The following is a 15583-nucleotide window of genomic DNA, read 5'->3' as shown; positions in this document are numbered from 1 at the left end:
TTTAATTCATTATTATAACTAACCTTTATGAACTAATCTGCCAGTTAGTTGAATAAGAAAATCAACAATCTACTTTAACAGAGTCTATTTTAAAAAAAGGTAGGACTATAACAAAACAAATAGAATAATTATTTAAGAGGAATATAGATTGTCATGGAGGGGAAATAATGAAAATTGGTTTTCTTATTATTGATATGCAAAAAATATTTTTAGATGGTAAAAAAGAATCATTGAATGTCGAAGGTGCTTGTGAATATATAAATTATGTTGCTGACCGTATCCGATCAAAAAATCATTTAGTCATACATGTTCAAGATGTTGAAGGAGCAGATGAAATAAATTCAGAATTACTTTCTTTCATCCCTGAAATTAAAGTAGAAGAACAAGATATTTGTGTTTCAAAAGAACATTCAAATGCATTTTGGAATACTGAATTAGAGCAGATTTTGAAAGGAAATGACGTTGAGTTAGTTATAATAGCTGGATTTGCAGCAGAACAATGTGTTCTATTTACGTATAATGGAGCTAGCGAAAGAGGATTTAAACCAGTCTTATTGCAAAATGGAATATTAAGCACAAAAAGTGATGTAATAAATCAAACGTATCGTGATCGAAACATTATTTCATACAATGTTGTCCCTTACATTATTTAGTATAAAAATAGATTGATAATGAGCTCTTTTTTTGACATAAAGAATAAAACAAAGAAACCACAAGATAAAATTAATGATCTTGTGGTTCTAATATTATATATTGGAAATTTAGACAACGTTCCTCGTATTTTTCTAATGGATACGGATTAGTTCATAAATATCAGAGTCAAATCGAACTCTTGTATGTTTGGATTCAATTCGTTCTATTTCTTCTATTTCTTCTCTTAACTCTCCAAACCACCAAAATTTGATTTCAGTTAATAAATTAGTAAGCATTTTATTCCCCCTAGTTTGAATAATGCCTTAACACTATTAGATTATATATCCATTTTTTTAAGCCTAGATTAATCAAATGTAAAAGTTGGAAAAGGTTTTATGTAGTTATAGAAGATTATCAAATTTGTTCAATTAAATAAGTGAATCTATTAAATTCCAAACAGATTGGCATAAATTTTAAATAAAGTTGAATTTATTTAAAGGAAAATTATGGATGGATGTAGAATATTAATCTATACCTCAAAGATTTATCCTTTATGAATAAATCCCAAAAAGGAGTTGGTAGGCATGTCTAAATTTAGATTAATTCCTTATAAGTTGGAAGAAGTTAAAGGTAGTACAAAGGAAGTACCACCTGGAGTTCGTTTAATTGAAGCTAAATCTATTTGGGAAAAAGGGTGTCAAGGGGAAGACGTGGTCGTAGCAGTTATCGATACTGGCTGTCAGACAGACCACCCTGATTTACAAGAACGAATTATTGGTGGATATAATTTTACTGAAGATTACGGTGGGGATCCTAACGTATTCTTAGATAATAACGGTCACGGTACACATGTTTGCGGAACGATTGCAGCTTCTGAAAATGGAGAAGGGGTAGTAGGTGTAGCTCCAAAAGCAATACTTCTCGTTTTAAAAGTACTAACTGGTGCTGGGGAAGGAAGCATAGAATCAATTGTACAGGCTATTGATTATGCGACGAATTGGAGAGGCTCTAATGGTGAAACTGTTCGAGTGATTTCAATGTCATTAGGTGGTCCAGAGGATGATTCTTCGTTACATGAAGCGATTCAAAGAGCGGTTGAACAAAATATAGCCGTTGTATGCGCAGCTGGTAACGAAGGTGATGGTGATGGCACAACCAATGAATATAGCTATCCAGGTGCTTACGATGAAGTAATAGAAGTAGGTTCTGTAAATCTTCAAAAACGATTATCCAACTTTAGTAATACAAATAATGAAATTGATTTAGTTGCGCCGGGCGAAAAGATACTTTCGACTTATCCGACAAATCAATATGCTGTTCTTTCTGGTACATCAATGGCAACACCACATGTATCAGGGGCAATTGCATTATTAATTCAACAGTTTGAGTCTGAAACTAATGAGAAAATCACTGAACCAGAATTATTCGAACTTTTAATAAGTCATACAGTACCAATCGGATATAGTACGTTTGAGGAAGGCCATGGACTTTTAAATCTAGGCGTAAATGTACCCTCAAAATCTTCGAATGTAATAAAATAATAGGTGAAGTCCCGGTAGTGTTGCTAGACTATTCGGGACTTTTTTTGGTGAGTAGAAAAAAGTTAAATTTAATAGAGGTGAAATGAATGTTTAAAAATCAAATAACTGAACTTTTAAGTATAGAATATCCAATTATTCAAGCTCCGATGGCTGGTGGAATCACAACTTCAAATTTTGTAGCTGAAGTATCAAATTGTGGAGCTTTAGGTACAATTGGAGCAGGCTATATGACTCCATCACAAATACGTGAACAAATTAGAGAAATAAAAACGTTAACTAATAAAAGCTTCGGAATTAATTTATTTGTACCAAATGATTTTATAGTAAACGAGAATGAAATTTCAAAATCCAATGATTTATTACAACCTTTCAATGAAGAATTAAATATAAAACAAAATGATCGAATCCAACTTCAAAATTTTAATCGTTTTAATGATACATTTCACGAACAAATAAGTGTAATCATTGAAGAAGGTGTTCCTATTTGTTCATTTACATTCGGTATACCTTCAAAGGAAATGATAAAAGAGTTAAAGCTTCATAATATTATTTTGATTGGAACGGCAACTACTGTAAATGAAGCAATTGAAATTGAGAAATCAGGAATGGATCTAATTGTCGTACAAGGTAGTGAAGCAGGTGGACATCGAGGTAATTTCTTAAGTGATAATGAGGAAAGTTTAATTGGATTAATGTCGCTAATTCCACAAGTAGTTGATCATGTTAGTATTCCTGTAATTGCGGCAGGAGGAATTATGGACGGAAGAGGTTTAATGGCGTCTCTTTGTTTAGGGGCTAAAGCTGTTCAATTGGGTACCGCCTTTTTAACCTGTATTGAAAGTGGGGCACATGAAGTACATAAAAATGCTATTTTAAATTCTACCGAAGACCAGTTAGTTTTGACCCGTGCATTTTCAGGAAAATGGGCAAGAGGAATTGAAAATAAATTTATTACGGAAATGAAAAAATACGAAGCTGATTTTCCACAGTTTCCTGTTCAAAATACAATTACCCAAACGATGAGAAAAGCATCCTCCGTACAAAATAATAAAGAGTTTATGTCACTCTGGTCGGGACAAAGTCCTAGATTAGCTAAAAAGGAATCGGTAGAAAACTTAATAAATGAAATGATGGATGAAGCTAAAAAAATTATTCGGGATTTTTAGTAAAAAACTTATAAATTGTTTAAGAAAAAAGTTATTTACTAAAAATAGGAAAGTAATATTTTAGTTGAACTCTAAATAAATTGATTGGACTAATATTTCAGATTAGGAGGCTTTATGAATTATTGTGAAGGTATGAGAGAAAAGATTGGAAATGATCCTTTAATTATTGTTCGTCCAAGCGTTGCCATCTTAAATTCTGAGGGTGAAATCTTACTTTATCGATACGGAGTAGGCAATTGGGGTATACCAGGTGGGATTTTACAATTAAATGAATCGGTTGAAGAATGTATTAAGCGCTCTGTTCTTGAAGATATTGGACTTAAGTTGAATTCTTTATCATTAATTGGAGTATATTCCGGGGCAGAATTTATAAATAAAGTTGAGGGAAGCGGAGACGAATATCATACAGTAGCAATTGGTTATATTTGTACAGATTTCGAAAACGAAATTAGTCCGGACCAAAATCAATCAATTGAAGCGCAATTCTTTCGTTTAAAACAACTGCCTGAAGAAATTGATCCTTTTATAAAAAGTCAGTTAAAAAAATTAAAATTTTAAACAAGAAAAAAAGGTTCTAATATGGTTTTTTCGAAAAACCTATATTAAGAACCTTTTTTTGTATAGGTAAATAAAAATTTCTCAGTTACTTTAAAAGCATACGATCAATATACGATTTTATTGCTTCAATATTACCAGATACTTGTTCTTCTCTTTGTTCATCTTTTTTTATTTTTTCTAATGATTTTTCTAAAATCGTCTTTGCTTCCGATTGAGGGATTACAACTACTCCATCTGCATCACCAACAATGATATCACCTGGGTTAACTGATGTACCTCCACAGGATATTGGAACATTAATTTCGCCTACACCAATCTTTCCACTAGCAGCTACAGTAGTTCCTTTACAAAATACTGGGAAATTTAACTTTTTAATACCGCTGATATCGCGGATTACCCCATCAACAACGATGGCACTAACACCCATTGTTTGTGCCATTCCAACAATAAAGTCTCCTGCAATTGCCCGGTATCGATCCCCTTTTGCATCGATTACGATGACATCACCTGGATTTGCTTCACGAATTGCATTCAATACGGCTAAATTATCACCAACAGGGATTTTAACAGTCAGTGCCTTTCCAACAAATTTATATTCATCTTTTAAAGGCTTTATTGACGGATCCATATTATTTAGTCCATCCATTACGTCTGAGATACAAGTTGTTGGTATATTTTTAAATTGATTAATAATAGAAATCACTCCCTTATAAATCATTTATTTAATTAAATTATATAAAGAATTTGTTCACGTGAGAATTTCGAAAAAATTATTAAGCTTGATAAAAAATAATTATTGAATTAGAAAGGTAGCAATCGATTAATATCGAATAAAATAAGTTGATAATAAAAAATAGTTTAATCTTTAAACATCTTGAATTGAAACATCATGTAAATAAAGATCTGATTGTAGTGAAAATCTAGATAATATCGTACAGATTTTATAAAGACAATACATTCCATTAAGTTTCAATACATTATTAATATTTTACATTAGACAATTTGTAGAGAATGTAACAAGATTGACTTTATTTTTTAATATATAGATATAGCCTTGTATAGTAACATTTAATTAAGGAGTTGAGGTGCTTGAGAAACAAAACTAAATATGTCTATTTAACACACAAGGTTAAAATAGAATCCACTGAAAAACTGGAAAAGCTATCCCAACTTACAGGGAAAACTAGTGCAGAATTAATCGAAAAAATGATAGAAGAGATGTATGACCTACATATAAATCATAAAGGAAATGCTGAAGATCTTGAAGTTCTTAACGACGAAAGTTTATATGAAGGAATTACAGACCAAGAAATAAGAGATGCAGAGCAAAGATGGAGAGACTCAAAAGAAGGTATTAAAGATTTCAGTCAAAGAATGGAAGATTGGAAGAAGGAAGAAAAAAGGAAAAACGCAGAAAAAGCAAAAGAATATAAAAAGAAAATAGTTGATTGGGCTAGAGTCTGGGAAGAGTATTTAAGAAATTACTCTACTTCAATCAAGAAAAATAAAAAACATAATTTCAAGTATTTCAATCCGAATGATAGTGCTGAAGTTTGGAAGAAACAAATGAGGGAATATACAAAGCTTTGGCATCCGGATTATGCACCGGAACATGGAAATCCTCAAAAGTTTGGTGAAATGAAAGCGGAATACGATATTTTAAAAGGCAAAATTCCGACTGAAGAATATAGTCTATAAATTTATCGGTAATACATAAAAAGAATTAAAGTTCAGTTCGATGTGTAAAAAAATAAATGTAGTGGAACTAATTTCGTTCCACTACTCATTTTAACTACGGTATCTATTCTTCTTTTGCACTATCCTCAGCAATCACTCTTAATTCTTGATAAAAAAGGTCATGATTACATTCTGGATTTTCAGCTTGTTTATATTTGTCTACAATTTCAAGTAATTCACCAGTATCACCTTTTGCATTGATAATTTCTAATATTTGATTCATATCATCAGTATATTCATCTTCTTTTTTCATAATTTACCCTCCATTCACATTTAGATGGTAATTATTATTCGCAAGCTTTATGAAAAAAATAGATTAATTTTTTAAATATATTTATTCTACTAATTGAATGTTTAATTTTAATCAATTTATGTTTCTAATATTCTTTTAATAGCTCTTAAGTCTTTAATATTTGTTCTTTTCATCATCATGGACATAAAGGGTAAAACAACTCTAGAGAATCCTTTTGGAATTCCTTTGTTTCGCAAAGTCATTCGAGTAGAATGATCGTTTATTTTTACCCAAGTATATGTGGTCTCCATTGGAAACGGACCACTAACTGTTTTCATAACTAGTTTTTGCGGTGAATTAAATTCAATAATTTCATATATATACGCTAGTTCTTTACCTAAAAACTGTGCTTTAAATGCAATTTTTGAACCGACCATTAAAGGTTTTTCTGTTTTCCATTCTACTAAATTAATATTTGCATACCATTTTGGAGCGTTGTCAGGGTTCGATGCATACTCGGATACTTTTTCTAAAGGGCAATTAATAGTAATTTCAGTTAATACATCTACCATTCTCTATATTAACCTTGATGCCAAACCTCAGGATTTTTACCTTCAACAAATTGTTTTAAAATATACATTAAAGTACCCCATGTTGTATTGATCATTGCATAAGGGCCTTCCATTGATTCAAATCCAGAGTGATTGAAATTTAATACAGTTGCACCATTTTCGTTTGCATTTAATTCAAAGCGTATTTTTGTACCTTTCCAAGCTGGCATATCATGTTTTGCACTCCACTCTAATAATTTCCCAGGTTCTAATTGGTCAACTTGTAATTTGAAAACAGCTTGGCGGTTATAAAAAGCGACTTCGGTAATACTTCCTAATTGTGGCTCAGCCTTTGCATCCGTAGACCACCAAGATTTGATACCTTCAGTTGTTGTAATTGCTTCAAATACTTTCTCTGGAGTTTCATTAATTGTAATTTGATGTGGCATATTTACCATTTTATATTCCTCTTTTCATTTTTGTTTATTATTTAAAAAAACTCGTAAGTTTCTCCTCTAAGAAACTTGTCCAACCATGTGTATGATTTTTTGCTTCCTCTTCATTAGGAAGATTTGTATGAGTTACGATTACTTCAGTTTTTCCATCTTTCTCAAGAAAATCGACAGTTACATTTGTAACAGGAAAATCAGCTTGTTGTTCCCATTGCCATGTGAAAACTAATTTTTCATTTGATAAAATTTCTAAATATTTTCCATATACAATATGTTCAATTCCATTTGGAGATTTCATAATGAATTTATAATTACCCTGTACTTCAACATTCATTTCTACTATTTTCGTTGTATAGCCTTGTGGACCCCACCATTTTTCTAATAACTCTGGTTTAGTCCATGCTGCAAATACTTTTTCTTTCATTACAGGATAAACATGATTAAGTTTTAAAGTGAAGTTTTGTGAATTATTCATTGTGATCATCTTCGTTACCTCCATATTCTTCTGATAATAAAAATTGCTCCAAACTTGATAACTGATGCTCCCATAAGGACTTTAATTCATTTAGCCAATTAGATGCAGATGAAATTGCACTTGGATGAAGATAATAATACTTAAATCTCCCAACTTTCTTGAAAGAAACCAAACCAGCATTTTCTAAAACCTTCATATGCTTTGAAAAAGCAGGCAAAGACATATCAAATGGTTCAGCTAATTTTTTAACTGTATTCTCTCCTTTAGATAGCTCTTGGATGATTGCTCTCCGTGTTGGATCTGATAAAACTGAAAATACTTGATCAAGATTGTCATCATAATAGTTAACCATGTGGTTAACTATAAAATAAAAATTTATTAAAATCAAGCACTTGTATTATTCATTTTTTTCCAGTTGAATATTAATGATTTTAGTTGCTTCGTACACTAAAAGTCTTATTTTTAATTGAATTTTCTAGCGGAATAGTATAATTTGGATATTAATTATGTTTACGAAAATACTATTGATTAAGTATATACCGGAATATAAATAGTAAAATCTTAATCATAAATGATCGAAAAATGGTGGGGGATTAAATATGAACTTTAACTTTAATGAAGAACATAATAGAAAAAATACAAATAGTACAAAGTGGGACTCAGTTGATCGAGTATTTGGATGTACGGATGTTCTACCTTTATGGGTTGCCGATATGGATTTTGCTTGTGCACCCGGGATTGTAGAGGCTATAACAAAACGAGCTCAACATCCTATTTATGGTTATGGACATATACCAGAAGAATTTTTTGAATCAGCAATGAATTGGGCAAGTAAACGTTATAACACATCGATTAAAAGAGAATGGTTAACAAATGTACCTGGTGTGGTTCCAGCATTAAATTTAGCTATTGATGCTTTCACAAAACGAGGTGATGAAATCATCATTCAGCCACCAGTTTACTTTCCATTTTTCAGTACAATTAAAAATAATGGAAGAAACATCGTTGAAAATTCTTTAATTGAAGAAGATGGTTATTATTATATGGATTTAGAGGATCTAGAAAATAAAATTACTTCTAAAACTAAAATGATTATTCTTTGTAGCCCTGCAAATCCTGTTGGAAGAGTCTGGACGAAAGAAGAATTATCAGGTTTGATTGAAATATGTAAAAAGAATAAAATTGTTGTAATTGCAGATGAAATTCATGCTGATCTAGTCTACAAGAAAGGTAGTCACAAACCTTTTTATTCTTTAAGTGAAGATGCAGAAAATATGAGTATTACATTTATGTCGCCAAGCAAAACATTTAATATCGCAGGCTTATTTTCGTCACTTGCTGTTATTCCAAATCAAGATTTATTTACAGAGTTTTCTCATGCAATTGCACGTTCAAGTTTAGAAAACTTAAATATTTTTGGAATTGAGGCAGTTATAGCAGCTTATAACGAAGGTGAAAAATGGCTCGATGAATTATTGATTTATTTAAAAGGAAACGCGGAGTTTATACATAATTACTTAAAAACAAATATTCCAGGGGTAAAAATGAGAGTTACAGAAGCGACGTACTTAGGATGGCTTGATTTTAGAGGTTTAGGCCTAAGAGGTGACCAATTGAACGAATTTATGATTAATGATGCTAAATTAGGTTTAAATGAAGGTCGCGGTTTTGGAATAGATGGAGATGGTTTTATGAGATTGAATTACGCATGCACACGTAAAACATTAGAAGAAGCCATGACACGATTAGAGAAAGCTGTAAAAGCTAATAAGAAATAGATAAGGGAGATGGCATTTATGACGTTAAAAATTACACCATGTATTGTTATGAGTGGGAATGCTAAAGAAGCAGTTCATTTTTATGAAAGAGAACTTGAAGCAGAGGTTCTTAATATTCAAACATACGGAGAAATGCCAATTCCTTGTCCAGAAGCATTAAAAAATAGTGTTGCAAATGCAATTTTAAAAATCGGTGAAAGTGACCTTATGTTATTCGATGCGCCGATTCAATCGAATCCGATTATGGACAAAGATTTTCAACGAAATACACCTAATTATGAAAATAAAAACGTAGAAGTCACGATTAATCTTTCGATTGATAGCATAGAAAAAACAAAGCGCATCTTTAATTCATTACAACAAGATGGACATGTCATTGCACCGTTAGAAGCAGTACCATTTAGTCCCGCATTTGGAACAGTTACAGACAAGTTCGGCGTTACATTTATATTGATAACCCAAAAGTAAAATACAAATAATTTATTAGTTTGATTGCAAAAATGGGGAGATTAGATGGATAAAATAAATGTTGAATTAGTAAAACAATTAATTAATGAACAATTTCCAATTTGGTCTCACTTAGAAATAAAGCCTGTAGAATTAAGTGGCAACGATAACAGGACGTTCCATTTAGGGGATAATATGAGTGTAAGATTACCAAGCGCAGAATGCTACGTACCTCAAGTTGAAAAAGAGCATAAATGGTTACCCATTTTAGCGAATAAACTAAGTTTACCAATTTCAAAACCGTTAGCAAAAGGAAGTTCTAGTAGATACTATCCTTGGCCATGGACGATTAATGAATGGATTGATGGGGAATCTTTAAGTAAAGAAAATATAAGTGATTTAAGTCAATTTGCAAAAGATTTAGGGGGATTTTTAAAGGAGTTCCAGTCAATTGATGCTCATGGAGGGCCGGTTGCAGGAAAGCATAATTTCTTTAGAGGTGGAAACTTAGCTGTTTACGACCAAGAAACTAGAGATTCAATAGACCAAACGAAAGAGATTTTTAACAAGGATTTACTAACAGAAATTTGGGAAACAGCTCTAAGTTCCAAATGGGAGTATGAACCAGTATGGGTGCATGGTGACATTGCGCCTGGAAACTTACTTGTTAAAAATGGCAAGCTATGTGCAGTCATTGATTTTGGAATACTTGGAGTAGGTGATCCATCATGTGATGCTGCAATGGCATGGACATTTTTCGATACCAATAGTAGAAAAGTTTTTAAAAACGTTTTAAACTTTGATGAAAATACTTGGCATAGAGCAAGAGGCTGGGCGTTATGGAAGGCTTTAATTACATTTAATGCGAATAAAGAGAATACTACAACAATAAGGGAAGAATCATTTAATACGATTAATCTAATTATTAACGAGTTCAAATCTTAAAATGTATGAAAAATTTACGAGTTGCTTAACTTGTGGCTTATATTTTTGTATCTTAGTACTTTAGCGAGAGTGCAAATAAAAATGCTGAAACTGCAATTGAATTTATGAAACTGCAAATAAAATTGTGTAAGCTGCAAATAAGATTACTAATCAAGAATAAAGAAATTGAAAACAACAAAAATTAATACAAAAAAGTAATAAAAAAAGACTTTAAAATCATTCAAAACAATTAAATATATCCTGAAAGTAGATTAGAGAAGGCTAAAAGTGCTTCTCTATTTTTATGTTGATAAAAAGTATCAGAAAAGTAAGAGCATAGTGAATGATTTATTAGGAAAAAACATGAAAGTATTGAATTTTGTTCATACTAATGTTGGGAGGAATCCAACTATGTTACAAAAATTATTAGCTAGTTTTTTATTATTGACGCAATCAGTTGAACAACCTGATAGCTTAACTGTTATTCAACAGGGCCTTCCGATTGCCGTAGTTAATCGTGAAGATTTTACAACGTCGCTTCCAGGTACACCAATGATAAACGATAAAAAGTTTAATCAATTTATTGAAAAGCTTGATCAACAAATTTACCGTAACCCTATAAATGCGACAATCAATGAACAAGGTAGGATTGTACCAGGCCAAGTAGGATACAGGCTTTATAAAAAAGAGTTTAAGGATAAATTTACTACATATTTTTATGGTAAAGGACCATCTAAAATTGAAGTACCAGAGTTAGATATTTATCCAAAAGTTGATAGTGAATTATTAGCTCATATTAGGATTCAACAAATTGGACAATATGTAACCTACTTTAATTCGAATAATAAAAGTCGGGTACATAATATTTCACTCGCAGCAAAAGCAATTGATAATTACGTAGTTTTCCCAAATGAAGTTTTTTCTTTCAATAAGGTAGTAGGAGAGAGAAGTGGAGCGAAGGGATATAAACGTGCACCAGTCATTGTAAGGGGAGAATTGTCTGAAGGAGTAGGAGGAGGAATATGTCAAGTGTCCTCTACTCTGTTTAATGCAGTAGATCGCGCTGGTCTAAAAATTATTGAAAGATATACCCATAGTAGACGAGTACCATATGTACCAGCAGGACGTGATGCTACTGTTAGTTGGTATGGACCAGACTTCCGTTTTCAAAATAAATATAATCAGCCAATTCTAATTCGAGCAAAACAATATGGTGGAAGTATGATTGTTACACTTCATTCTTCTGATGTAATCAATTATGAAGTAAGAAATGTCCCTATAGCTCCAACTCGTTTACCAGAAGAAATAAATACAGAAGATGACAAACAACATTCTAATCCTTCTAGAAAAGGAAAAATAATACCACCGAATAAGTCGGTAGGGGATTAAAGTTGAATACATACTTAGTAAACTCCACAAAGGAAATTATTGATCCTAGTGGGGTTTTTTGTTTTTCATGTATTAGGATCAATATGAATAAAAAATAATGAATGTCTAATCCTTTCAACACTAGACTTATAGAAACTAAGGATTTAGAATTATAAGAAAGATTGGAAAACAAAGGAGAATTGCATGACAAAAATAAATGTTTTATTTGATTCGAAGGATATGGAACGAGATAACTTACCTTATTACTACGATTACGGAAAGATCATTTCAACTATTCAAAGTCAGCTATTTGATACATTTGGTGTAGATTTCCAAATGTATTCAGATGAGGATACAACAAATGAAATCTGGGAAATTCTTGAAGAAGATCTTAAAGAGGAATCGAGTGAAGTTCAATTAATTAGCCATATTTATAATGAGCTTGAGACAAAAACTATTTCTTCGAATCACACTGATAAAAAGTTGGAACTCATCATTAAGCCAAGGGTTGAAAATGGATTATATTATTATCCGAATTACGGAGTAGCTTTATCGAAAGCGATGATATTTGAAGCGGATAATCAATACAATAGAGACCTGATTTTTGCTAAAAATGATTCATGTCTTTCATCTTTTTTTCAATACGTACTAAAAAGAAAACGAGATTATATTAAAAATTATGTAACAGTCTATACAGATACAGATGATGGTGTCGAAACATCAATTGAAAATATAACAAAAATGGTTAGAAGAGAAGATGTATTTTTAGAAGAATCATTAAAACGAGAAATTTATCGATCAATTGATCATTTCTTTAATGATGGTCGAGATTTCTTTAAAACATATGACATCCCATATAAACGAGGATTTTTATTATATGGAAATCCTGGAAATGGAAAAACAACATTAGTAAAATCAATTGCAAGTAGTATTAACGCACCGGTTGCATATTGGCAAATTACTGAATATACATCAAGTTACACAATTAAAGAAGTCTTTAGTTCAGTGTTAAAATTAACGCCAATGGTACTAGTTATCGAGGATATTGACAGTATGCCTCCTTCGGTTCGCTCAGTTTTCCTAAACACAATCGATGGTGCAACTTCTAAAGAAGGTTTATTTTTAATTGGAACGACTAATTATCCTGAAAAAATCGATCCAGCTTTAATGAATCGCTCTGGTAGATTTGATCGTGCATATGAAATTAAACAACCAACAAAAGAAATGCGTTCTGACTATTTACAAAAGAAAAAATTAAATCGAATTTTAAACTATGAAGAATTACAGCTACTTATCGATTCAACGAATGACTTCTCTTATGCTCAATTAAATGAGTTATATATTTCAATCATAATTGAGTGGGACTGTGAACAAAAAGTAAATATCAATCGACTATGCGATGAAATGAGATCCATTTTACGTAAGCAAAAAAAGCAAAATTGGGAAAAGAATCAAACTGTTGGATTTTCTTTTGAATAATTGAGTTTACTTATTCATGTACTAGTTATGAGTAAGTTAAATACAAAATTCCACTAGGATAGTTACTCATGAACCTTTTATGAGTATGATATTTCCATCATTATAACTCTGAAAAGATAGAAGCTCGAAAAAGGCTTATATCTTTTTTCTTTTTATTTAATCTTGTCCAATAATTAACTAGTATAATATGCATTCCTCTTGCCTTTTCAATTTCAATCCAATTAATTAAGTCAAAGTAATACATTCAAAAAGTTTTAATACTTTTAATTCCATTTTTGAATAAAGTTAAACGAGGAATATAGCCAATTTTCAGAAAAAGTAATTGAAAACCGACACTCATGTCGTTATAATAAAATAAAAACGACATGAGTGTCGGTTTCAAGGGGGCTAAGCAAGATGAAGGGTCTAAGGAATAATAAAGGTTTTATAACATTAATGGTTGCTCAAGCGATTTCAAATATTGGTGATTGGTTAAGTATTGTCGCGATCATTACGCTGGTAGGGTTAAAATGGAATGCTTCGCCAATTGAAGTGTCATTTATTATTTTATGTCTCGCTGTTCCGATGGCTTTATTAGGACCTGTTGCAGGAACGATTGCAGATCGTTTTAGTAGAAAGCAATTGATGGTATTATCTGACATTGTCCGTGCTGGTTTATTTGTAATACTTGCATTAGCAAATACTTTGTGGATGGTCTATATTTGTTTGTTTACGATTGGACTGTTTTCTGCTGTTTTTAATCCTGCGAAAAATGGTAAGTTAAAAGAACTAGTTCCGAATGATGAAATCAAGAGCGCTATGTCAATTACAACTATGATTGACTCAGCTACAAAAATTTTTGGACCGATTTTAAGTGGAATTCTAGTTTCGGCAGCTGGAACAACGCCAGTATTTTATATTAATTCAGTATCATTTATTATCTCTGCGATCTTAATTTTCTTGCTTCCAAAGGTAGTTGAGCAGATTAAAGAAGAAAAAGTGAAAGATAAAGCTAAATCCTCCTATAAAACTGAATTTATGGAAGGCGTTACATTTATTAAATCAAAAACTCAAATTTTAGTCGGTATGCTATTTTTAGGTTTTAGTCTCTTAATCTTGCAGTTATCTGATTCGCAAATTATAGTTTTGATAAGGGAACTTAAACATGCGTCACCAGGTTTATTTGGCTATTTAGTAACTGGATCTGGAGTAGGAATGTTTTTTTCTAGTTTAATTTTAGCGAAAAAAACAAATTATCGTGCCTATAATTTAATGTTAATTGGAGTTTGTGGAATCGGACTTGGTTTTGGTATGATGGCTTTATTCACACATATTAATCTCGATTTTTCAATTGTTTGGGCACCATTATTAGGTTTGTTTGCAGGATTTGCAGCTGGCTTAGTATTTGTTCCATTCCAGGCATCTGTTCAAGTCGATACCCCAGTTGAGTTAACTGGTAGAGTATTTGGTGTAATAGGAAGTGTTACCACAACAGCAACAATTATCGGACCTTTATTAGGTGGATGGCTATCAACAGTAATAGGTGTCATTCCAACATTTATTATCTCTGCATCACTTTTAGTATTTGTCTCACTAATTGGATTCTTAACGAAAAATAGAGTAGAGCGGGGGAAGAAAGATGTCTCCGAAAGTCAGCAAGGAGCACCAACAGCAACGTCGAACTAAAATTTTAGAAGCAGCAAAACAAGTGTTTATCGAAAATGGTTATGAAAGAACGACTATGAAGCATGTGATGGACGCATCAAATGTAAGTAGAGGTGGGCTATATCAATATTTTGCTAATAAAGAAGAAGTGTTTGAATCACTTTTATCTGAATCACTATTGAGAGTGTCTGAAGAAACAAGTGAATTATTGAATCAAAATGTTGATTCATATTGGGAATTACTTTTATTAAGGATGTTCGGTGAAAAAAGAGTGCCAAATGATCGAATGGATCCTTTGGCACCAATTACTTTAGAGTTTTTCATAACTGGTAGAAATGATAACAGAAGAAAAAAGTATGGGAAAGAACGATATTTTTTTGGTATAAAAATCTTTTCTGATGTCATAAAAGAAGGTCAAAAAAACAAAGAATTTAGTGAACAATATGATAGTGAAATTTTAGCAAGAATGATTGTTTCATTTATTGATGGACTTGCATTAGACTATGCAATACTCTCAGCGGAAGAAATAATGATGAAAGAACAATCGATTTTGTTCGTACAATTTTTAAAATTTGCTCTTGAAGTAGAATAAATATTC

At 31.6% G+C, this 15583-nt stretch carries 19 protein-coding genes; 12 read left to right on the top strand and 7 right to left on the bottom strand.

Annotation, left to right across the window (positions count from 1 at the left end):
- The first annotated feature begins 167 nt into the window (after positions 1–167).
- Entirely contained in the window at positions 168–653 is a 486-nt protein-coding gene (locus EP747_RS05770; protein WP_129688943.1) for a cysteine hydrolase family protein, read from the top strand.
- A 132-nt stretch (positions 654–785) separates the two neighbouring features.
- On the opposite strand, the gene EP747_RS24160 is transcribed toward EP747_RS05770, so the two are convergent.
- A complete protein-coding gene (locus EP747_RS24160) occupies positions 786–929 on the bottom strand; it encodes a hypothetical protein (protein ID WP_165346879.1) in 144 nt (47 codons plus the stop codon).
- A 288-nt stretch (positions 930–1217) separates the two neighbouring features.
- Between EP747_RS24160 and EP747_RS05765 the strand changes: the two genes are divergently transcribed.
- The 3 genes from EP747_RS05765 to EP747_RS05755 all read left to right on the top strand — a co-directional run bounded on the left by EP747_RS05765 (position 1218) and on the right by EP747_RS05755 (position 3898).
- Positions 1218–2174: a S8 family peptidase gene (locus EP747_RS05765; protein WP_129688942.1), complete on the top strand. Its 957-nt coding sequence runs from the start codon at positions 1218–1220 to the stop codon at positions 2172–2174.
- Between the two features lie 86 nt (positions 2175–2260).
- On the top strand, positions 2261–3340 hold the full coding sequence (locus tag EP747_RS05760; RefSeq protein ID WP_129688941.1) for an NAD(P)H-dependent flavin oxidoreductase: 1080 nt from the start codon (positions 2261–2263) through the stop codon (positions 3338–3340).
- A 114-nt stretch (positions 3341–3454) separates the two neighbouring features.
- Positions 3455–3898 carry an NUDIX domain-containing protein gene (locus EP747_RS05755; protein WP_129688940.1) on the top strand — a complete coding sequence of 148 codons (444 nt, stop codon included), beginning with the start codon at positions 3455–3457 and terminating at the stop codon, positions 3896–3898.
- An 85-nt stretch (positions 3899–3983) separates the two neighbouring features.
- On the opposite strand, the gene EP747_RS05750 is transcribed toward EP747_RS05755, so the two are convergent.
- Positions 3984–4616, bottom strand: coding sequence for an RraA family protein (locus tag EP747_RS05750; protein WP_129688939.1), 633 nt, complete (start codon positions 4614–4616; stop codon positions 3984–3986).
- Positions 4617–4987: 371 nt separating this feature from the next.
- On the opposite strand from EP747_RS05750, the gene EP747_RS05745 reads away from it, so the two are divergent.
- Positions 4988–5596, top strand: coding sequence for a hypothetical protein (locus EP747_RS05745; RefSeq protein WP_129688938.1), 609 nt, complete (start codon positions 4988–4990; stop codon positions 5594–5596).
- Between the two features lie 103 nt (positions 5597–5699).
- On the opposite strand, the gene EP747_RS05740 is transcribed toward EP747_RS05745, so the two are convergent.
- From EP747_RS05740 to EP747_RS05720, 5 genes are all read right to left on the bottom strand, one after another.
- Positions 5700–5888 carry a hypothetical protein gene (locus EP747_RS05740; protein WP_088014716.1) on the bottom strand — a complete coding sequence of 63 codons (189 nt, stop codon included), beginning with the start codon at positions 5886–5888 and terminating at the stop codon, positions 5700–5702.
- Positions 5889–6004: 116 nt separating this feature from the next.
- Positions 6005–6439: an SRPBCC family protein gene (locus tag EP747_RS05735; RefSeq protein ID WP_129688937.1), complete on the bottom strand. Its 435-nt coding sequence runs from the start codon at positions 6437–6439 to the stop codon at positions 6005–6007.
- Between the two features lie 8 nt (positions 6440–6447).
- Positions 6448–6876 (bottom strand): SRPBCC family protein, encoded by a 429-nt coding sequence (locus EP747_RS05730; RefSeq protein WP_129688936.1) that lies wholly within the window; start codon positions 6874–6876, stop codon positions 6448–6450.
- A gap of 28 nt (positions 6877–6904) precedes the next feature.
- Positions 6905–7354 (bottom strand): SRPBCC family protein, encoded by a 450-nt coding sequence (locus EP747_RS05725; RefSeq protein ID WP_165346877.1) that lies wholly within the window; start codon positions 7352–7354, stop codon positions 6905–6907.
- A complete protein-coding gene (locus tag EP747_RS05720; RefSeq protein WP_129688934.1) occupies positions 7338–7697 on the bottom strand; it encodes an ArsR/SmtB family transcription factor in 360 nt (119 codons plus the stop codon). The genes EP747_RS05725 and EP747_RS05720 overlap by 17 nt, the downstream gene beginning before the upstream one ends.
- A 247-nt stretch (positions 7698–7944) precedes the next feature.
- Between EP747_RS05720 and EP747_RS05715 the strand changes: the two genes are divergently transcribed.
- From EP747_RS05715 to EP747_RS05685, 7 genes are all read left to right on the top strand, one after another.
- Positions 7945–9123 carry a MalY/PatB family protein gene (locus tag EP747_RS05715; protein WP_129688933.1) on the top strand — a complete coding sequence of 393 codons (1179 nt, stop codon included), beginning with the start codon at positions 7945–7947 and terminating at the stop codon, positions 9121–9123.
- A gap of 18 nt (positions 9124–9141) precedes the next feature.
- Complete coding sequence (locus tag EP747_RS05710) at positions 9142–9591, top strand: VOC family protein (RefSeq protein WP_129688932.1); 450 nt, start codon at positions 9142–9144, stop codon at positions 9589–9591.
- Between the two features lie 45 nt (positions 9592–9636).
- A complete protein-coding gene (locus EP747_RS05705) occupies positions 9637–10515 on the top strand; it encodes an aminoglycoside phosphotransferase family protein (RefSeq protein WP_129688931.1) in 879 nt (292 codons plus the stop codon).
- A 390-nt stretch (positions 10516–10905) separates the two neighbouring features.
- Entirely contained in the window at positions 10906–11883 is a 978-nt protein-coding gene (locus tag EP747_RS05700) for a VanW family protein (RefSeq protein WP_129688930.1), read from the top strand.
- A gap of 183 nt (positions 11884–12066) precedes the next feature.
- The gene (locus EP747_RS05695) at positions 12067–13341 is read left to right on the top strand and encodes an ATP-binding protein (protein ID WP_235832774.1); all 1275 of its coding nucleotides are present in this window, start codon (positions 12067–12069) and stop codon (positions 13339–13341) included.
- 396 nt (positions 13342–13737) lie between these two features.
- On the top strand, positions 13738–15006 hold the full coding sequence (locus EP747_RS05690) for an MFS transporter (RefSeq protein WP_129688929.1): 1269 nt from the start codon (positions 13738–13740) through the stop codon (positions 15004–15006).
- Complete coding sequence (locus EP747_RS05685) at positions 14960–15577, top strand: TetR/AcrR family transcriptional regulator (protein WP_129688928.1); 618 nt, start codon at positions 14960–14962, stop codon at positions 15575–15577. Before EP747_RS05690 ends, EP747_RS05685 begins: the two co-directional genes overlap by 47 nt.
- Positions 15578–15583: the final 6 nt, after the last annotated feature.

This window comes from Gottfriedia acidiceleris (genome assembly GCF_004138285.1).
GTDB classification, from domain to species: Bacteria; Bacillota; Bacilli; order Bacillales; family Bacillaceae_G; genus Gottfriedia; species Gottfriedia acidiceleris_A.
This window is presented reverse-complemented; position numbering and strand designations above follow the sequence as displayed.